The organism is Bacillus sp. ABA4_010, assembly GCF_056159105.1.
The window spans coordinates 166,486-186,472 of sequence record NZ_JBSWUN010000003.1; the positions used below are offsets into that span (position 1 = coordinate 166,486).

Annotated in this window: 19 protein-coding genes and 3 other annotated features (1 of these 22 cut by a window edge); of the genes, 16 read left to right on the forward strand and 3 right to left on the reverse strand. The window is 41.8% G+C overall.

Annotated features, from left to right (window positions below; translation table 11 throughout):
- Positions 1-148 (forward strand) — a binding site (T-box leader) (it extends 114 nt beyond the left edge of the window).
- Positions 149-209: 61 nt separating this feature from the next.
- The 5 genes from thrS to ACXAEO_RS02050 all read left to right on the forward strand — a co-directional run bounded on the left by thrS (position 210) and on the right by ACXAEO_RS02050 (position 3,916).
- Positions 210-2,141 carry a threonine--tRNA ligase gene (gene thrS / locus ACXAEO_RS02030; RefSeq protein WP_474877364.1) on the forward strand — a complete coding sequence of 644 codons (1,932 nt, stop codon included), beginning with the start codon at positions 210-212 and terminating at the stop codon, positions 2,139-2,141.
- A gap of 129 nt (positions 2,142-2,270) precedes the next feature.
- Positions 2,271-2,399, forward strand: a sequence feature (ribosomal protein L20 leader region).
- A 19-nt stretch (positions 2,400-2,418) separates the two neighbouring features.
- Complete coding sequence (gene infC, locus ACXAEO_RS02035) at positions 2,419-2,973, forward strand: translation initiation factor IF-3 (protein WP_474883907.1); 555 nt, start codon at positions 2,419-2,421, stop codon at positions 2,971-2,973.
- Between the two features lie 18 nt (positions 2,974-2,991).
- Positions 2,992-3,192 (forward strand): 50S ribosomal protein L35, encoded by a 201-nt coding sequence (gene rpmI / locus ACXAEO_RS02040; RefSeq protein WP_474877367.1) that lies wholly within the window; start codon positions 2,992-2,994, stop codon positions 3,190-3,192.
- 38 nt (positions 3,193-3,230) lie between these two features.
- Positions 3,231-3,587 (forward strand): 50S ribosomal protein L20, encoded by a 357-nt coding sequence (gene rplT, locus ACXAEO_RS02045; protein WP_078413995.1) that lies wholly within the window; start codon positions 3,231-3,233, stop codon positions 3,585-3,587.
- Positions 3,588-3,655: 68 nt separating this feature from the next.
- Complete coding sequence (locus tag ACXAEO_RS02050) at positions 3,656-3,916, forward strand: DUF1294 domain-containing protein (RefSeq protein WP_474877370.1); 261 nt, start codon at positions 3,656-3,658, stop codon at positions 3,914-3,916.
- Between the two features lie 36 nt (positions 3,917-3,952).
- Here ACXAEO_RS02050 and ACXAEO_RS02055 read toward each other — a convergent pair whose 3' ends face one another.
- Entirely contained in the window at positions 3,953-4,333 is a 381-nt protein-coding gene (locus tag ACXAEO_RS02055; RefSeq protein WP_474877373.1) for a sigma-w pathway protein ysdB, read from the reverse strand.
- A gap of 164 nt (positions 4,334-4,497) precedes the next feature.
- On the opposite strand from ACXAEO_RS02055, the gene ACXAEO_RS02060 reads away from it, so the two are divergent.
- The gene (locus ACXAEO_RS02060) at positions 4,498-4,986 is read left to right on the forward strand and encodes a dUTP diphosphatase (RefSeq protein ID WP_474877376.1); all 489 of its coding nucleotides are present in this window, start codon (positions 4,498-4,500) and stop codon (positions 4,984-4,986) included.
- A gap of 70 nt (positions 4,987-5,056) precedes the next feature.
- Complete coding sequence (locus ACXAEO_RS02065; protein WP_474877378.1) at positions 5,057-6,142, forward strand: M42 family metallopeptidase; 1,086 nt, start codon at positions 5,057-5,059, stop codon at positions 6,140-6,142.
- Between the two features lie 48 nt (positions 6,143-6,190).
- Here the strand turns inward: ACXAEO_RS02065 and sspI are convergent, their stop codons facing one another.
- Entirely contained in the window at positions 6,191-6,397 is a 207-nt protein-coding gene (gene sspI / locus ACXAEO_RS02070; protein WP_474877380.1) for a small acid-soluble spore protein SspI, read from the reverse strand.
- Between the two features lie 132 nt (positions 6,398-6,529).
- On the opposite strand from sspI, the gene ACXAEO_RS02075 reads away from it, so the two are divergent.
- The 3 genes from ACXAEO_RS02075 to pheT all read left to right on the forward strand — a co-directional run bounded on the left by ACXAEO_RS02075 (position 6,530) and on the right by pheT (position 11,150).
- The gene (locus ACXAEO_RS02075; RefSeq protein ID WP_474877383.1) at positions 6,530-7,288 is read left to right on the forward strand and encodes a TrmH family RNA methyltransferase; all 759 of its coding nucleotides are present in this window, start codon (positions 6,530-6,532) and stop codon (positions 7,286-7,288) included.
- 101 nt (positions 7,289-7,389) lie between these two features.
- Positions 7,390-7,624, forward strand: a binding site (T-box leader).
- Between the two features lie 59 nt (positions 7,625-7,683).
- Complete coding sequence (gene pheS / locus ACXAEO_RS02080) at positions 7,684-8,718, forward strand: phenylalanine--tRNA ligase subunit alpha (protein WP_474877386.1); 1,035 nt, start codon at positions 7,684-7,686, stop codon at positions 8,716-8,718.
- A gap of 17 nt (positions 8,719-8,735) precedes the next feature.
- Positions 8,736-11,150 (forward strand): phenylalanine--tRNA ligase subunit beta, encoded by a 2,415-nt coding sequence (gene pheT, locus ACXAEO_RS02085; RefSeq protein WP_474877388.1) that lies wholly within the window; start codon positions 8,736-8,738, stop codon positions 11,148-11,150.
- Between the two features lie 39 nt (positions 11,151-11,189).
- On the opposite strand, the gene rnhC is transcribed toward pheT, so the two are convergent.
- Positions 11,190-12,119, reverse strand: coding sequence for a ribonuclease HIII (gene rnhC, locus ACXAEO_RS02090; protein WP_474877390.1), 930 nt, complete (start codon positions 12,117-12,119; stop codon positions 11,190-11,192).
- A 238-nt stretch (positions 12,120-12,357) separates the two neighbouring features.
- On the opposite strand from rnhC, the gene zapA reads away from it, so the two are divergent.
- From zapA to ACXAEO_RS02120, 6 genes are all read left to right on the forward strand, one after another.
- A complete protein-coding gene (zapA, locus tag ACXAEO_RS02095; protein ID WP_474877393.1) occupies positions 12,358-12,618 on the forward strand; it encodes a cell division protein ZapA in 261 nt (86 codons plus the stop codon).
- 5 nt (positions 12,619-12,623) lie between these two features.
- Positions 12,624-13,166, forward strand: a complete 543-nt coding sequence (locus tag ACXAEO_RS02100) for a CvpA family protein (protein ID WP_474877396.1) — start codon at positions 12,624-12,626, stop codon at positions 13,164-13,166.
- A 182-nt stretch (positions 13,167-13,348) separates the two neighbouring features.
- Positions 13,349-15,061: a DNA polymerase/3'-5' exonuclease PolX gene (gene polX, locus ACXAEO_RS02105; RefSeq protein WP_474877398.1), complete on the forward strand. Its 1,713-nt coding sequence runs from the start codon at positions 13,349-13,351 to the stop codon at positions 15,059-15,061.
- Positions 15,062-15,135: 74 nt separating this feature from the next.
- The gene (locus tag ACXAEO_RS02110; protein WP_474883909.1) at positions 15,136-17,496 is read left to right on the forward strand and encodes an endonuclease MutS2; all 2,361 of its coding nucleotides are present in this window, start codon (positions 15,136-15,138) and stop codon (positions 17,494-17,496) included.
- A 14-nt stretch (positions 17,497-17,510) separates the two neighbouring features.
- On the forward strand, positions 17,511-17,918 hold the full coding sequence (locus ACXAEO_RS02115) for a DUF350 domain-containing protein (RefSeq protein ID WP_474877402.1): 408 nt from the start codon (positions 17,511-17,513) through the stop codon (positions 17,916-17,918).
- A gap of 262 nt (positions 17,919-18,180) precedes the next feature.
- Complete coding sequence (locus tag ACXAEO_RS02120; RefSeq protein WP_474877405.1) at positions 18,181-19,875, forward strand: AMP-binding protein; 1,695 nt, start codon at positions 18,181-18,183, stop codon at positions 19,873-19,875.
- The last annotated feature ends 112 nt before the right edge of the window (positions 19,876-19,987 follow it).

A 19,987-nucleotide genomic window follows, 5' to 3' on the forward strand; every position in this document is an offset into this window, starting at 1 on the left:
AACGAATGGTGTATTTCAGTAATTACTGACGGTATTTGCCGTTATCAATTCTTGAGCTGTTTTGGCATATGTCGGCTTCTATTCATTAGTCGCTAATAATCTCCAAAACAGGAACAAGGGTGGAATCACGAGATACCTCGTCCCTTACTTTAGGGACGGGTTTTTTTATTTGCTTTAAAACTGATCACATTTTAAAGGAGTGTAACAACATGTCTGATATGATTAACATTTCATTTCCCGATGGTGCTGTGAAGGAGTTCCCGAAAGGCACAACGACAGAAGACATTGCTGGCTCAATTAGCCCGGGATTAAAGAAAAAATCCATTGCTGGGAAATTTAACGGTGAGCTGATCGATTTACGCACGCCAATTCAAGAGGACGGAACCATTGCCATTGTGACGCAAGATACACAAGATGCATTAGAAATCATGCGCCATAGTACAGCCCACCTTATGGCTCAAGCGATTAAGCGTTTGTATAAAGACGTGAAACTTGGTATCGGTCCTGTTATTGAAAATGGATTCTACTATGACATTGATATGGAAGAGTCTATTACACCAGAAGACCTTGTGGCGATTGAAAAAGAAATGAAGAAGATTGTCAATGAAAACTTAGAAATCGTTCGCAAAGAAGTATCCCGTGAAGATGCAATCAAGCTATACGAAGAGCTTGGAGATCACTTGAAGCTTGAACTTATAGAATCAATCCCAGAGGGACAAACATTGTCAATCTATGAGCAAGGTGAATTTTTCGATCTTTGTCGCGGTGTCCATGTTCCTTCGACAGGAAAAATTAAAGAATTTAAGCTGTTAAGCATTGCGGGTGCGTACTGGCGCGGTGACAGTAAAAATAAAATGCTGCAACGTATTTACGGTACAGCGTTCTTCAAAAAAGAAGAGTTGGCAGAGCATCTACGCTTATTGGAAGAGGCGAAAGAACGTGACCACCGTAAGCTAGGAAAAGAGCTGAACTTATTCACGAACTCTCAAAAAGTTGGACAAGGTCTTCCATTATGGCTTCCAAAAGGTGCTGCTATTCGCCGCGTGATCGAACGTTACATTGTGGATAAAGAAGAGCGTTTAGGTTATCAACATGTGTATACACCGGTATTAGGAAGTGTGGAGCTTTATAAAACGTCTGGCCACTGGGATCATTATCAAGACGGCATGTTCCCGGCGATGGAGATGGATAACGAGCAACTTGTGCTTCGTCCGATGAACTGCCCGCACCATATGATGATTTATAAAAATGAAATTCACAGTTACCGTCAATTGCCAATCCGTATTGCGGAGCTTGGCACGATGCACCGTTATGAAATGTCAGGTGCACTATCCGGGTTACAGCGTGTACGCGGGATGACGTTGAACGATGCTCATATTTTCGTGCGTCCTGATCAAATTAAAGATGAATTTAAGCGTGTCGTAAACTTAGTGTTGGCGGTATATAAAGATTTCGGTTTAGAAGATTACTCATTCCGCTTATCTTACCGTGACCCACAAGATACAGAAAAGTATTACGATGATGATGCAATGTGGGAAAAAGCGCAAAGCATGTTGAAAGAAGCGATGGACGAGCTTGGTCTTGATTATTATGAAGCAGAAGGCGAAGCGGCGTTCTACGGTCCGAAATTGGATGTTCAAGTACGTACAGCTCTTGGAAAAGATGAAACCTTATCAACAGTACAGCTTGATTTCTTATTGCCAGAGCGCTTTGACTTAACATATGTTGGAGAAGACGGCAAACCGCATCGTCCAGTCGTTATTCACCGCGGCGTTGTATCAACAATGGAACGATTTGTAGCCTTCTTAATCGAAGAGTATAAAGGTGCGTTCCCAACGTGGTTGGCACCGGTTCAAGTACAGGTTATCCCTGTATCACCTGGAGTTCACTTAGAGTATGCAAAGCAAGTTCAAGAAAAATTGCAGCTTGAAGGGTTTCGTGTAGAGCTTGATGAGCGCGATGAGAAGATTGGCTACAAAATCCGCGAAGCGCAAATGCAAAAAACACCGTACATGCTTGTTGTCGGCGATAAAGAAGTGGAAGAAAATGCTGTTAATGTCCGCAAATATGGTGAGCAAAAATCAGAGACGATTGACTTCGAACAATTCGTTGCAGCGTTAAAACAAGAAGTAGCACGATAAACAGAAAAAAATGATTGCATTTATAAAGTAACTTTGATAGAATAATTTTTGTTGTGATAAAAGTAGCCTACAACGTTGACATAGTCTGATGGACATGTTACAATTGTAAAGGTAATTGAATACTTGTTTGTGTAAAAGCAGAAGCACCCGCTTCTCACCTGGTCGACGCTCAAGCAGTTGGCAGGTATGAATTTAACTATTTACGTATGTGTAAAGGTAAAGTGTGGGTGCAGTATGTGCTCACACTTTTTTTGTGGGGCAGACATCTGCTCAAACGATGTATTCGACCATAAAACCTTGGAGGTGGCTACTTATTAGCAAGGATATGATGGTGAACGAGGGCATCCGTGCCCGCGAAGTTCGTTTAATCGACCAAAACGGGGAACAATTAGGAATTAAAACGAAGCAGGAAGCATTAGAAATTGCTGCGCGAGTGAACCAAGATCTTGTTATGGTTGCTCCAAATGCGAAACCGCCAGTATGCCGTATTATGGATTATGGTAAATTCCGATTTGAGCAACAGAAGAAGGAAAAGGAAGCTCGCAAAAACCAGAAGATCATCAGCTTAAAAGAAGTTCGTTTAAGTCCGACAATTGATCAACATGACTTTGATACGAAACTTCGCAATGCACGCAAGTTCCTTGAAAAAGGCGATAAAGTAAAAGCGAGCATTCGCTTTAAGGGTCGTGCAATTACGCATAAGGAAATCGGTCAACGTGTATTAGATCGTTTCTCAGAAGCTTGTGCGGATGTAGGATCAATAGAGGCTGCTCCTAAGATGGACGGACGCAGCATGTTCTTAGTTTTAGCACCTAAAAATGAAAAGCAATAAAATGAGGAGGAACACTCAATGCCAAAAATGAAAACTCACCGCGGCGCTGCAAAGCGTTTCAAGAAAACTGGATCTGGTAAGCTTAAACGTTCTCATGCTTACACAAGCCATTTATTTGCTAACAAGTCTACAAAGCAAAAGCGTAAACTTCGCAAAGGTGCTGTAGTAAGCACAGGCGATTACAAACGCATCCGTTTCTTATTAATTAACATGAAATAATTTCGGTTTAGGATAGACAATACAGGAGGGAAACAACTATGCCACGTGTAAAAGGCGGTACAGTAACACGCAAACGTCGTAAAAAAGTTTTAAAATTAGCAAAAGGTTATTTCGGTTCTAAACATACATTATACAAAGTTGCTAACCAGCAAGTAATGAAATCTTTAATGTATGCTTACCGTGACCGTCGCCAGAAAAAGCGCGACTTCCGTAAATTATGGATCACTCGTATCAACGCTGCTGCTCGTATGAACGGTCTTTCTTACAGCCGTTTAATGCACGGTTTAAAAGTAGCTGGTATCGAAGTTAACCGTAAAATGTTAGCTGAGCTTGCTGTTAGCGATGAAAAAGCATTCGCTGAATTAGCAACAGTTGCAAAAAGCAACTTGAAATAATTCGAAAGCCTCCTTTTTAAGGAGGCTTTTTATTATTTTAGTGACAATGACGAAAAGGAGTCGAAAGAATGAATGAACTTTTGTTGATGTATTATGTATGTGTAAATATTGCGGCGATGACTTTAATGGCAGTGGATAAACAAAGAGCAAGAGAGCGCAAGTGGCGAATTAAAGAGGCAACAATCTGGTTTTGGTCTATTGTTGGCGGAGCAGCAGGTGCGGCTTTAGGGATGTATGTGTTTTACCATAAAACAAAGCATAAACAGTTTAAAGCAGGTCTTCCTTTGTTAGCGGTGATTCATGCTGTTTTTTTGTTTCGATTTATTTAAAAAGCCAAGCCATTAATTTCTACGGCTTGGCTCTTTTTATTGAAGAAATTCTTTAATCGGGCTTTTCCATTCAATTTTGGCGTACGGATATAAAAATTGAATTTCTTGCTCAATTCGAGAGAAGTCAAGGCGTGAAAGACCTTCTAGCTTTTCAGTATCGCGAATGGAAACGATGATGGAGATAACTTCAAAGGAGTCATTAGTCGTTCCTAAATATTTTTCTCCTTCAAATAAGACTCCTTTATATGTGAGCAAAAAGTTTTTGCGGACATTTCCTTTCTCATCAAGGAGGTGAAATTCTTTTTTCTCATGTGCATGTTCCAATTTGCGCATCGGATCTGTAAAATAGCGCACCGCCTTTAAAATAAGGTAGAAAAAAGCGGCAATAATGAGTAAACGTAATAGAACGACAATCATTCCAAGTCCCTCCTTATACTCTATTCCATTACTTTACGTGTCAATCGGGAAAAGGTTTCATCTTCTTTTCACTTTGTTATAATTTATTGAGGAACAAATATGATGTTTGCATAGGTGTTTGCTATGCTTATGAAGCAGAATATAAGTAGAAAGGAGAATAAAGAATGAATTTTGAACAGTTATTTGATATGCAGCGACAGTTAGATACCCATATCGAAGAGAAGCATGGATTAAAAGGCGAATCTCTAATCGAAAGAAAAATTCTCGCTTTTATGGTGGAGGTAGGAGAGCTTGCGAATGAAACGCGCTGCTTCAAGTTTTGGAGCGTGAAACCGTCAGCAGATGCAGAAACTATTTTAGAAGAGTATGTAGATGGGGTTCACTTTTTACTTTCACTCGGTTTAGAACTTGGCATTCCGGCAGATGTATCGGTCCCGCAAGCAAAAAGAGAAGAGGAGTTAACCGCTCAATTTTTAAATGTCTATGAAAATCTCTCACAGTTCCGTAGAAATATGGCACAAGATACATACATTCAGTTGTTTTCGCAATACTTAATATTAGGCGAAATGCTCGGTTTTTCCTCAGAGGATGTAAAGCGCGCATATAAAGCGAAAAATGAAGTGAATTTTCAGCGCCAGGAGCAAGGGTACTAATTCGTGTTTTGAGCAAATGTTCTGTATACTAATGAATTATGATACATATTGAAGGAGGCTGACTAACAGCATGGCTAAATTGGATGAAACATTAACGATGCTGAAAGAGTTAACGGATGCAAAAGGCATTCCTGGAAATGAGCGTGAACCGCGCGATGTGATGAAAAAGTACATTGAGCCTTATGCAGATGAGGTAACAACAGATGGGTTAGGCAGCTTAATTGCCAAGAAAACTGGAAAAGAAAATGGACCCAAAATAATGGTTGCGGGCCATTTGGATGAAGTTGGTTTTATGATTACGCAAATCGATGATAAAGGGTTTCTTCGTTTTCAAACGGTAGGAGGCTGGTGGTCGCAAGTGATGCTCGCCCAGCGTGTGACGATTGTAACGAGAAAAGGGGATGTAACAGGGGTTATCGGTTCAAAGCCGCCTCATATTTTATCACCGGAAGCTCGCAAAAAGCCGGTTGAAATTAAAGATATGTTTATCGACATTGGTGCATCCAGCAAAGAGGAAGCGATGGAATGGGGCGTCAAACCAGGAGATCAAGTGGTCCCATATTTTGAATTTACAGTGTTAAACAATGAAAAAATGCTACTTGCTAAAGCGTGGGATAACCGCATTGGTTGCGCCATTGCTATTGACGTGCTAAAGCAACTGAAAGATACAGCGCACCCGAACGTCGTGTACGGTGTTGGAACGGTTCAAGAAGAAGTTGGACTGCGCGGGGCGAAAACGTCAGCGAACTTCATTCAGCCGGACATTGCGTTTGGTGTAGATGTGGGCATTGCTGGTGATACGCCAGGGGTGTCAGAGAAAGAAGCAATGGGCAAAATGGGGAAAGGACCACAAATCATTTTATATGATGCATCAATGGTCTCCCATAAAGGCTTGCGCGATCTTGTGACAGATACAGCGGATGAATTGAATATCCCATATCAGTTTGATTCGATGGCAGGTGGAGGAACGGACTCAGGTGCGATTCACGTTTCAGCAAACGGTGTCCCTGCTTTATCTATTACAATTGCGACGCGCTACATTCATTCACATGCGGCGATGTTACACCGCGATGATTATGAAAATGCCGTCAAGCTTATTGTAGAAGTCATTAAACGTCTAGATGCAGAGACGGTCAAGAATATTACCTTTAATTAATTGGTTTATATCATAAGAAAAGACGGTTGGGTACCCAACCGTCTTTTCTTATTGTAACCCTTTTTCGAGAGTTGACAGCATCTCGTTTTTGTCTTGTTCGTTGGAATTTTTCCAGATTACTTCGAATAAAACACCTAAGCCTGGCAGCATTTTGTCTTCGCCGCTTTGGATGGCATCCATAATGGTTGATTCCAACTGCTGCTGTGAATTCCCTGAAACATTTGATATAATGGCATTTCGTAAATTTAAATTCATTTTCATCACCTCGAATTTAGTGTGAAAGTACATTGTTATTGTGAGTCTTATGAGCATTTTCTATGTACGAAGAATTGAGATATAATGGTGGCAGTATAAAATGGACTTACAATAGAAGAAGGAGACAGAACGGTGAAACGAATTGATTCGGTAAAAAATCCACAAGTGAAAACATGGAAAAAACTCCATACAAAAAAGGAACGAGACAATAGCGGGCTATTTTTAGTGGAAGGTTATCATTTAGTAGAAGAAGCGCTTCGGACGAAGCAAACGGTGAAAGAGCTTATCGTATCAGAAGAAGTAAGTATGCCTTCTTCTTGGAATGTTGATAATATTTCTATTACGGTCGTTGGCAAAGAGATTATGAAGGCCATTACCGATACCGAAACCCCGCAAGGCGTGGCAGCGGTTTGTTATCAGCAGCAAACGAGTGACATACGAGAGAATGTAAGCAACATTTTATTAATTGATGCTGTTCAAGATCCAGGAAACCTTGGTACGATGCTTCGAACGGCAGATGCGGCTGGAGTAGATTTAGTGGTTTTAGGCAACGGCAGTGTTGATTTATACAATAGTAAAGTTATTCGCTCTACGCAAGGCGCGATTTTCCATTTGCCTGTTGTAAAAGGAGATTTGCAGGAGGTTATTCCCGCTTTAAAGCAGCGCGGCGTTTCGGTGTATGGCACATCTTTAAACGATGCAAAACCTTATATGGACGTACAGCCAAAGGGAGCTTTCGCCCTTTTAGTCGGAAATGAAGGAAGTGGCGTCAATCCGTCGTTATTAGAACAAGCAGATGAAAATTTATACATCCCGATTTACGGTAAGAGTGAGTCGCTAAATGTGGCCGTTGCTGCCGGAATTTTATTGTACTATTTACGCGGGATGTAGTTGCAACATCGTTTTATTTTCCATATAATAAAGGAAACTTCGATTCAGGAAGGACAAAATCCTTGACTGATGGAGAATGGAACATCAATGGAATTACATATGTAAAAGCGTAGATGGAGAAGAGTAGCGTAACGCGCGCCATTAAGGGAGAAAATGCCGTGACTGAAAGCATTTTTATGGTAGACATACGTGAATTCACCTCCTGAGCTGACACTTGGACCATCCGCGTGATGTAAAGGTGTTCCGGTTTTAAACCGTTATGTGGCTGAAGTTGTACGACAGATATTGATATTGTCGTAAATAAGGGTGGTACCGCGATCAAACCTCGTCCCTTTTTGGGAAGGGGTTTTTTTATTTCCATGAAAAGATGCAAGATAAAAAGGAGGATTTTTCGCATGAAAGAACGTTTACAAGAGCTGCAACAAGAAGCGATTGCTAAAATTGAAGCGGCTCATGATTTAAAAGAGTTAAATGATGTACGTGTTGCTTACCTTGGAAAGAAGGGGCCTATTACAGAAGTATTGCGTGGCATGGGGAAACTATCAGCTGAAGAACGACCTGTAATGGGAGCACTTGTCAATGACGTGCGCGAAGCGATCGCATCGAATCTTGAAGCAAAACAAACGGTGTTGGAACAAGCCGAAGTAGAACGAAAGCTTGCATCCGAAACGATTGATGTGACGCTTCCGGGACGTCCTGTTAAAGTAGGGAACCATCACCCGTTAACAGCAGTTGTGGAGGAAATTGAAGATTTATTTTTAGGAATGGGTTATTCCATTGCGGAAGGTCCTGAAGTCGAGAAAGATTATTACAATTTTGAAGCGCTCAACTTGCCAAAAGGTCATCCGGCACGTGATATGCAAGATTCTTTCTATATTACAGAGGAAATTTTGCTTCGTACGCATACCTCTCCGGTACAGGCACGTACGATGGAGAAAAATGAGGGCAAAGGTCCGATTAAAATTATTTGCCCTGGTAAAGTATATCGCCGCGACAATGATGACGCGACCCATTCTCATCAATTTACACAAATTGAAGGGCTAGTTATCGATGAAAACATTCGCATGAGCGATTTAAAAGGAACGCTTGAAGTATTTGCGAAAAAAATGTTCGGTGAAGAGCGTGAAATTCGTCTTCGTCCAAGCTTTTTCCCATTCACAGAGCCGTCTGTTGAGGTAGACGTATCTTGTCATAAGTGTGGCGGAAAAGGCTGTAATGTATGTAAAAAAACGGGCTGGATTGAAATTTTAGGTGCTGGAATGGTTCATCCGAACGTACTTGAAATGGCCGGTTATGATTCGAAGAAATATCAAGGATTCGCTTTCGGTATGGGACCAGAGCGTATTGCCATGTTAAAGTACGGTGTCGATGACATTCGTCATTTCTATACAAATGATGTACGTTTCTTACAACAATTTAAACGAGCGTAAAAAGGGAGGGTTTGCACATGTTTGTATCATATCGTTGGTTACAGGAGTATGTGGATTTAACAGGAATTTCAGCAGAAGAATTAGCTGAAAAGATTACAAGAAGCGGAATTGAAGTGGAAGGCGTAGAAGACGTAGGCGAAGGCATTAGCGGTGTTGTCATTGGTCATGTCGTTGAGCGTGAGCAACATCCGAATGCAGATAAATTAAATAAGTGCTTAGTGGACATCGGGGAAGATGAGCCTGTTCAAATCATTTGTGGCGCATCAAATGTCGCTCAAGGCCAAAAAGTAGCGGTAGCGACAGTTGGGGCTGTTTTACCGGGCAATTTCAAAATTAAAAAAGCAAAACTTCGCGGAGAAGAATCGAACGGCATGATTTGCTCACTTCAAGAGCTTGGAGTCGAAGGAAAGCTTGTGGCAAAAGAATATCAAGAAGGCATTTTCGTTTTCCCGAATGATGTGGAGCCAGGAGCGAATGCGCTTGAACTGTTGAATTTAACAGATAAAGTATTGGAACTAGGCTTAACACCAAACCGTTCTGATGCATTAAGCATGTTAGGAGTTGCGCATGAAGTAGCCGCTATTTTAGGACGTGAAGTTAAGTATCCGGAAATCGCCCTAGAAACAAACGATGAAAAAGCGTCTGATTATATTGCCATTAAGGTGGAGGCGAAAGAAGACAACCCATTATACGTGGCACGTATTGTGAAGAACGTCAAAATTGCGCCCTCTCCGCTTTGGATGCAAACACGCTTAATGGCAGCAGGCATTCGCCCGCACAATAACGTGGTGGATATTACAAACTACATTTTATTAGAATATGGCCAGCCCCTTCATGCATTTGACTATGACCGTATTGGCTCAAAAGAAATTTTAGTAAGACGTGCACAAAACGGTGAGAACATCGTGACACTTGATGAGGCAGAACGGACTTTAACAGCTGAGCACCTTGTCATCACAAATGGAACAGAGCCTATTGCTTTAGCCGGCGTGATGGGTGGAGCGAATTCTGAAGTTCAAAATGATACGACAACGGTATTAATCGAGTCGGCATATTTTAAAGGACAAACTGTTCGTACGGCGTCAAAAGACCATGGCTTACGAAGTGAGGCGAGCGCACGCTTCGAAAAAGGCATTGATCCAAACCGCACACGTTTAGCGGCAGATCGCGCAGCGGAACTAATGAGTTTATATGCTGGTGGTGAAGTAGTGGACGGAACGGTTGAAGCAGATACGCTGACAATTGAACCAGCAGTAATCTCTATTTCCTTACAGCGCATTAATAGTGTACTTGGTACAGCGTTAACAGCTGAACAAGTGAAGGATATTTTTGAGCGCCTTCAATTTGAAGTGAAAGAAGAGAAAGAAAGCTTTGTTGTCACTGTTCCAACAAGACGAGGCGACATTACGATTGAGGAAGATTTAGTGGAAGAAGTGGCACGTATGTACGGCTATGACCACATCCCAACAACGTTGCCAATTTCAGAAGCAACGCCTGGGCGCTTAAGTCCTTACCAAGAAAAACGCCGTAAAGTTCGCCGCTTCTTAGAAGGTGCGGGTCTTTTACAAGCCATTACGTACTCATTGACGAGTGAAGAAAAGGCAGCTCAATTTGCGCTTGAACAAAGTCAAGCTATCCGTTTAGCAATGCCAATGAGTGAGGAGCGCAGCACGCTTCGCTTGAGCCTTATTCCACATCTGTTAGAAGCGGTTAAACATAATAATGCTCGCCAAATGGATTCGGTTGCGTTATATGAAATTGGTTCCGTATTCTTAGCAAACGAACAAGGAGAGTTACCGCAAGAAAAAGAACGCCTTGCTGGAGCTATTACTGGATTATGGCATACACACAGCTGGCAAGGAGAAAAGAAAGCTGTGGACTTCTATGTGGTTAAAGGTATTTTAGAAGGGCTATTTGATTTAGTAGGGGCAACGTCGTCTATCGAATACAAGCTTGCAAGCAAAGAGGGCATGCACCCTGGCCGTACGGCTGAAGTATTTATGAATGGCACAAGCATCGGATTTGTTGGTCAGCTTCATCCAGCGGTACAAAAAGAGCTTGATTTGCGTGAAACATATGTATATGAATTGGATTTACAAACGCTGTTAACAGCAGATGTTCAAGAAGTTCAATATGAAATTATTCCGCGCTTCCCATCGATTTCTCGCGATATTGCGCTTGTAGTGGAGCAAAACGTTTCAGCTGGCGATATCGAGCGTGTCATTACAGAGGCGGGTGGCAAGCTGTTGAAAGACGTGACGGTATTTGATTTATATGAAGGGGAAAAAATGGAACCAGGCAAAAAGTCTGTTGCCTTCTCTCTTCGTTACCTTGACCCAGAGCGTACATTAACAGATGAAGAAGTGACGAAAGCACATGACCGCGTATTAAAAGCAGTAGAAGAAGCATTCAACGCATCATTGCGTTCTTAATAAAAAAGTAAAAGCCATGAGCCGACCGGCTCATGGCTTTTACTTTTTCGCAATGTTCATCGCTTTTTGCGTGTTGGCAAAATGAAATTTAGTGAACGAAGGGAGCGCTTGTTTACCATGTTGTTTAATCAAACGGGCGGCAGCGATATCTACTTGAGCTCCTGCTCCTTTCGGTAAAAGGAAGCCCGCTTTTTCACTCAATTTTTCCATTTCCCTTAAAAACGCGTAACGGGCAATCATCGAAGCAGCAGCTACGGCGATATGAACACTTTCGCCTTTTGTGCTGAAGTGCACGTTCTCTTTCACGATTTCTTGTTGGGAAGCGATGTGCTTATAGTAAACGGAACGCTCCGCAAACTGATCGATGAGAATACCTTCAGGCTTAACAGGAGCCATTTTTTTTAACACATTTGCGATTGCTTTATTATGAAGAAGCGCCTTCATCTTTCCTTGCGACATGCCTTTTTGCTGCCATTCATTGTATTTGTCGTTATGCAGAATAAGGAGACTGTATGGAAGGAAGGTAATCAGCTGTTTCGCAATGGCGACAATTTTTTCATCGGTTAAACTTTTTGAATCTTTGACACCTAGTTCTTGGAGAAGCGGGATTTGCTCTTTATCGACATAGGCCGCTACTACTGTAATCGGACCGAAGAAATCGCCTGTCCCGACTTCATCGGAGCCGATGAAAGATTGTTTGGCAATGTTAGGTGGAAGTGTACTAGAAGATTTACGTGTAGAAGAAGCAGAAGAGACTGAAACTGGAGCGCTTCCCCATTTAGTCGCTTCTATTTCAGCACTTTGACCTTGGAAAAGAACCTTTCCCGAACGATACGCTGTAATGGTACAAGTCCCTGTTTTAGCGACAAAAAGTCCTCCTTGTGGAACTTTTTCCACAAGCTTTGCTGCATAATGCTGTTTCATGTTTTCTAATTGCTTTGCATCCATTTTCAAAACGGTATTTGACATTGATGAGCTCCTTTTCATTTAACTCAATTTTTCTGCTCTTTTGATGGGTTGCCCCACGTTTCAACTTTCCTATTATACCATGTGGAAAATAAGACGTTCAGGCCTTCGCTGCAACCTTGTGGCTCTTTGTAACTGTAGGTGAATCTCATATGCCGTTATTTAACAGTACATGGCTTTCCATAGAGCGCGGCTTCATGGTATGATAAGGATTAGGATTTGGTGGAACGGAGGACTTTTTGTGTCAGAACAACCTAAAACACGTACGACAGTCGATATTTTCGGACAACAGTATACTATCGTCGGAACCGAAAGCACCAGTCACATTCGACTTGTGGCGTCTATTGTCGACGATAAAATGCGTGAAATCAGTGCAAAAAATCCACATTTAGATATAAATAAACTGGCTGTGTTAACAGCGGTGAACGTCGTACACGATTTTCTTAAACTAAAAGATGATTATGAAAAAATAGAGAGACAATTTCACGATCCAAAGGAATGAAATCAATGCTTAATATTATTTTGATCGGTTTGCTTTTGTTAGGGTTCCTAGCTGGAATTAAGCGCGGGTTTATTCGTCAGCTTGTCCATTTGATTAGCTTCGCTGCTGCCTTCCTCGTAGCCTATACCTTTAACGATCAGCTTGCGCCTAGAATTAAGCTCCTTATTTCCTTTCCTGAAACGCAAATGCAAGGAATCACGTCTTTGTTGTTTGAACAAACTTATATAGAAGAGGCATTTTACCGAATGATCGGGTTTGCTGTATTGTTTTTTGGAACAAAGCTGCTGCTCGGAATGGTCGGTTCGATGCTCCATTCATTGGCGCAGCTTCCGGTATTAAAGCAGCTCAATAAATGGGGCGGCGGCATTTTAGGGTTTGCGGAAGTTTATCTTGTGTCCTTCGTCCTTCTCTACATCGGTGCTATTGTACCTGTGAACGAAATTCAAGAACCGATTCAGCAATCCTTCATGGCGATGTTCATTGTAAACGATACGCCTATTTTGTCTTCTGCTATTCAGGATTTATGGAGACATTACACAACCCTTTAAAATGAAACGGGAAGACCCGCTAAGTGAACCGTCCGATGAGATCCAGCACAGCTAAGGGTTTCGGAGGCGGTTCATTTTATTATCACAAAATATCTTGTCATTCTTCATAATGGAACTAATCTATACGCACATGATAAATTATATGATGTGTGATCATGATCTATCCTACAGGCGGTGTAAAAATGAATAAAAAACAAATCATTCAATTGTTAGAAACGATTGCAGTATATATGGAATTAAAAGGGGATAACCCATTTAAAATTTCTGCTTTTCGCAAGGCGGCAGCAGCTTTGGAAAACGATGAAAGAAGTTTAGCAGATATTGAAGACTTTACTCAATTATCTGGCATTGGGAAGGGTACAGCAGCGGTAATTGATGAATTCATACAAACAGGACAGTCATCTGTACTTGAAGAACTGCAGGCCGAAGTTCCTTCAGGTTTGATTCCGTTATTAAAGCTCCCGGGGCTTGGTGGCAAGAAGATTGCCAAGCTGTACAAAGAGCTTCAAGTGGAAGATATTGATTCGCTAAAAGAAGCCTGCTTACAGCAAAAAGTACAAGGTCTGAGCGGGTTTGGTAAAAAAACAGAAGAAAAAATTCTTGCGGCAATTGAGGAGTTTGGTAAACGACCAGACCGTCTGCCAATTGCCTTCATGCTCCCGATTGCTGAAGAAATTGAACAAGAACTAGCACGCATGGCAGGAATTATTAAGTTTTCACGTGCAGGAAGCTTACGCCGTATGCGGGAAACGATTAAAGACCTCGATTTTATTATTGCAGCAGAGCATAACGGGCAAGTACGTGAACAACTCATCACGTTACCGAAAGTAAAAGAAATTATTGCAAACGGCGATACGAAAGTCTCGGTTGTGCTCGGTTATGAATATGACGTATCTGTCGATTTCCGATTAGTAAAAGAAACGGAGTTTGCGACAACGCTGCATCATTTTACCGGATCGAAAGACCATAATGTTCGGATGCGCCAGCTTGCTAAAGAGCGCGGGGAAAAAATTAGTGAGTATGGAGTAGAGAAAACGGAGACAGGTGAAATCCTTACATTTGAATCAGAAGAGGCATTTTACCAACATTTTGATCTCCATTTCATCCCGCCTGAACTGCGTGAAGACGGCAGTGAGGTTGAGGCCTTTCAAGCAGCTCGCTCTGTCATTAGTTTGACTGATGTAAAAGGCGACTTGCATATGCATTCAACGTGGAGCGATGGTGCGTATTCCATTGAGGAAATGGCGGAAGCATGCCGTAAAAAAGGCTATCGTTATATGGCGATCACCGACCATTCACAATATTTAAAGGTAGCGAATGGATTAACAGCCGAGCGCTTGCGCAAGCAGCGTGAAGAAATTAACCGCTTGAATGAACAATATGAGGATTTTACGATTTTAGCAGGTGTGGAGATGGACATCTTACCGGATGGTTCGCTCGATTATGATGATGAGCTGTTAAGTGAAATGGATCTTGTTATTGCTTCGATTCACTCAAGTTTTTCTCAGCCTCGTGAGGTCATTATGGAGCGATTGAAAACAGCGTTGGAGAATGCGCATGTTGATTTCATTGCACATCCTACGGGAAGATTGATTGGGCGACGAGAAGGTTATGATGTAGATATGGATCTATTAATTGAGCTGGCGAAAACGACGAACACTGCACTGGAACTGAATGCGAATCCTCACCGTCTTGATTTGGCGGCGGAGCATTTGAAAAAGGCGCAAGAAGCGGGTGTGAAGCTCGTAATTAATACGGATGCTCACAATATGGATATGTTGGAGCATATGGAGATTGGCGTATCAACAGCGATTAAAGGGTGGATTCGACCGGAGCAAGTGATCAATACATATGCACTGGACGATTTGCTTGCTTTTTTAAAGCGCAATGACTAAGGCTTAACACCACCAACAAAGAAAAGTAAAAAGACAACGTTTTACGTTAATAGATATAAAGGGAGGCAAAAATGTTGCAACAGCGCATTTTTAAAGTACTAGAATTCGATAAAGTGAAAGAGCAGCTTCTTACCCATGTTGCCTCATCCCTTGGCCGTGAACAGGTCATGCAGCTGGTACCGTCATCAGACTATGAAGAAGTCGTCACAAGACAAAACGCAACAGATGAAGCAGTCACTGTGTTACGAGTGAAAGGAAATGTCCCGCTCGGAGGCATTTACGATATTCGTCCTTATGCAAAGCGAGCGTCTATTGGCAGTACACTGGGTATGACGGAGTTGTTAGACGTAGCCAGCACGATTTACGGGACGAGACAGATGAAGAAATTTATTGAAGAACTGGTGGAAGAAGAGTTTCACTTGCCAATTTTGCAGGAGTTAGGTGAACAATTAACGCCGCTTCCACAAGTAGAACAAGCGATTAAAAATAGCATTGATGACAATGGAGTGATGTTGGACGGAGCGAGTGATAAGCTGAGAAGTATCCGTCAGCGTCTCCGAACAACAGAGTCAAGAATTAGAGAAAAGCTGGAGAGTCTTATTCGTTCCTCGTCCGCCCAGAAGATGCTTTCAGATGCCATTGTGACCATTCGAAATGAACGCTTTGTTATTCCGGTGAAGCAAGAATACCGCAATGCATATGGCGGAATTGTCCATGACCAGTCATCATCCGGAGCGACGCTCTTTATCGAGCCGCAAGCCATCGTGACACTCAACAATGAACTTCAAGAAGCAAAAGTGCAGGAGAAACAGGAAATTGAGCGCATTTTAGTTGAGCTGACGAAGGAAGTAGCCGAGGTTGCGCCAGAGCTCTTGCACAATGTGACGGTACTTGGAGACCTTGATTTTATGTTTACAAAAGGAAAATACAGCCATCGTTTAAAGGCGTCTAAGCCAAAAATGAATGAGCATGGTTACATCAAGCTATTTAAAGCGAAGCACCCGCTTATTTCAAAAGAGGATGTAGTGGCCAATGATATTGAATTAGGCGGAGATTATTCAACGATTGTGATTACCGGTCCCAATACGGGAGGGAAAACGGTTACGTTGAAAACGCTGGGGCTGTTTACATTAATGGCTCAATCCGGCTTGCAGATTCCCGCCCTTGATGGCTCGGAAATGGCGGTTTTTGACCATGTCTTTGCCGATATTGGGGATGAGCAGTCGATTGAACAAAGCTTGAGTACGTTTTCATCTCACATGGTCAACATTGTAGAAATCTTAAAAAATGTGGACTATAAGAGCCTTGTCTTATTCGATGAGCTTGGGGCAGGAACAGACCCGCAAGAAGGAGCGGCTCTGGCGATTTCAATCTTAGACGAAGTCCACCAAAGAGGAGCGCGTGTCGTTGCGACAACACATTATCCGGAGTTAAAGGCATATGGCTACAATCGAGAAGGAGTCATTAATGCGAGTGTAGAATTTGATATTGAAACATTGAGTCCTACGTATAAATTGTTAATTGGTGTTCCTGGTCGAAGTAATGCTTTTGAGATATCCAAGCGTCTTGGTCTTGGGGAACGCGTCATTCATCGGGCAAAAGGATTCATCGGGACGGAAACGAATACGGTTGAAAATATGATTGCGTCTCTTGAAGAAAGCAGACGTCAAGCAGAAGATGAATTAAAAGAGGCAGAAGAACTCCGCAAAACAGCTGAAAAATTGCATAAAGAATTACAAACTCAAATTTTGGAATTTAATGAGCAACGTGACCAGTTATATGAAAAAGCGGAACGAAAAGCGGCGGAAACGGTTGACAGCGCGAAAGAAGAAGCAGAAGAAATTATTCGTCAGCTAAGAAAAATGAGCCGGGATCAACATGCCCTTGTCAAAGAACATGAGCTCATTGAAGCGAAAAAACGCTTGGAGGGAGCTGTTCCAACTCTTCAAAAGAGCGGCAAAAAACAGGTGGGCCAAAAGAAGACCCAAACGTTTACACCAGGCGATGAAGTGAAGGTAATCAGCTTTGGTCAAAAAGGGACACTTATTGAAAAAGTAAGTAACAGTGAGTGGCAAGTGCAAATGGGGATTATGAAAATGAAGGTGAAGGAAAGTAACATGGAGTATATCGGTTCACCGAAGCCTGTTGAAACAAAGCCACTTGCGACAATCAAAGGGAAAGACTATCATGTCAGTCTCGAGCTCGACTTGCGGGGAGAACGCTATGAAGACGCGTTACTCCGTGTGGAAAAGTATGTCGATGATGCTTTATTAGCCGGTTATCCACGTGTATCCATCATTCATGGAAAAGGAACGGGAGCGCTTCGCCAAGGAGTGCAAGAATACTTAAAAAATCACCGTTCTGTGAAAAAAATCCGTTTTGGGGAAGCCACAGAGGGAGGAACCGGTGTAACGGTTGTCGAGTTTAAAGGATAGGAGAGAAGACAATAATGAAATCCTTTTGGGAAAACCCCTATGTGGAAACCGCTGCATATTACAGCGTTGTTGTTCTTTGTATGATTGTTTTCCTTGTCATCTTTGAAATCGTGACGAAATATCACAATTGGGAAGAAATCCAAAAAGGGAATGTAGCAGTAGCGATGGCTACAGGAGGAAAAATTTTTGGTTTAGCAAACATTTTTCGGTACTCCATTGAGCAACACGATTCGCTTTTTGAAATGATTGGATGGGGATTATTTGGATTTATCCTACTGTTGATTAGTTATTTTATTTTCGAATTTTTAACACCAAAGTTCAGGATTGATGATGAAATTGAAAAGGATAACCGGGCGGTTGGCTTTATAGCCTTGGTTATTTCAGTAGGGATGTCTTATGTTATCGGAGCTGGAATCGGATAAGGAGAAGAACATGGAAACTTTAGCGAAAGTATTGCTGACACTATGTGGGGGATTTTTACTTGTAGGTATCATTTATATGATGTTTTTTGCTTAATAGTCGGTTGGTCTTAAATTCATAAAAAAAGCATGGGGGACTTCTCCATGCTTTTTTTTTATGAACAGAATTAAGTTTCCTTTCATGAAGAACATTGCCACGATTGCTTGGCTTATACTATAATTAAAGTGAATATTTATAAAATTGAGATTATTCGGAGGTGAATGAATGAAAGCTGAATTAAGCAAACCGTGGCTGACCTTGTATCCGAAGGAAATTCCTCACGAAATTCCATTAGATGATAAAAGCTTAGTGGATTTGTTTCAAGAAGCAGTCCAGCTTTATGGTGAGAAGACGGCTGTTCATTTTTTAGGAAAAAAACTTTCGTTTCATCAGTTGTATGAGCAGGCGTCTGCATTGGCGGCATACTTGCAAAAGCTTGGCCTTACAAAAGGAGAGAAAGTCTCTATTATGTTACCGAATTCTCCTCAAGCGGTGGTCGCTTTTTATGGCGTTTTGCTTGCGGGAGGGGTTGTGGTCCAAACGAATCCGCTGTACACGGAGAGAGAATTAATTTTTCAGCTCAATGATTGTGAAGCTAACTATATTATTTCATTAGATTTATTGTATCCGAAGATTTCAAAAGTGAAAGCGTCAACAAAACTAAAGCATATTATTAGTAGTAAAATCCAAGACTACTTGCCTTTTCCGAAAAATCTTTTGTATCCTTTTGTGCAGAAAAAGCAGCATGGCGTTATTGTGAAGGTAGAGCCGTCTGACACAAATCACTTGTTGTCCCATATTTTAAAAAGCAGTGACGGTTCGTATACGCACGTGTCCATTGATCCAGCGGAAGATTTAGCGTTATTGCAGTATACAGGCGGCACAACAGGGTTTCCAAAAGGGGTGATGCTCACACATAGTAATTTGACGGCTAATGCGACAATGTGTGCCCATTGGTTGTACCGGTGTGAAAAAGGGAAAGAAAAAATTTTAGGCGTAATCCCGTTTTTCCACGTATATGGCTTAACAACTGTTCTCATTTTGTCTGTGTTGCAAGGATACGAAATGATCCTTTTACCGAAGTTTGATGTAGAAACCGTGCTCAAAACGATTCATAAGCAAAAACCAACCTTATTTCCTGGAGCCCCTACTATTTATATTGCCTTATTAAATCATCCGAATCTCATGAAGTACAATTTATCATCCATCGATTCGTGTATTAGCGGGTCTGCTCCGCTTCCGGTAGAAGTACAGGAAAAATTTGAAAAAGTAACAGGCGGAAAGCTTGTAGAAGGATATGGTATGACAGAAAGCTCACCTGTGACTCATGCTAATTTTGTATGGGCAGAGCGTGTGACGGGCAGTATAGGCGTTCCGTGGCCAAATACAGAAGCGGTGGTTCTTTCTTTGGAAACGGGAGAACAAGCGGCTTTAAAGGAAATTGGCGAGATTGCTGTTCGGGGTCCCCAAGTTATGAAAGGGTATTGGAACAGACCAGAAGAAACAGAAGCGGTACTCAAAGACGGATGGCTTTTAACAGGTGATTTAGGCTATGTCGATGAAAGAGGCTATTTTTATATTGTTGACCGGAAAAAAGATATGATAATAGCCAGCGGTTTTAACATTTATCCCCGAGAGATAGAAGAAGTGCTGTATGAACATGAACAAATACAGGAAGCAGTAGTAGCAGGAGTACCCGATCCTTACAGGGGCGAAACGGTTAAGGCATATATTGTTTTGAAAGAAGGAGCGTTGTGCACGGAAGAAGAGATTGATGCATTCGTACGTCAGCATCTCGCCGCGTATAAGGTACCGCGCATATACGAATTTCGAACAGAGCTTCCAAAAACAGCAGTCGGGAAAATTTTAAGAAGGGCGCTTGTAGAAGAGGAAAAAGACAAACAGAGAAAAGCAACATAGAGCGACTTTTGCATTACCGTTTCTTTTTTTTGCTAAAATCAGGATTGACAGAAATGGTAAGTTTTCTTATTATAAAATTATGAATGATTATTCATTCATAATGAGAGATTGC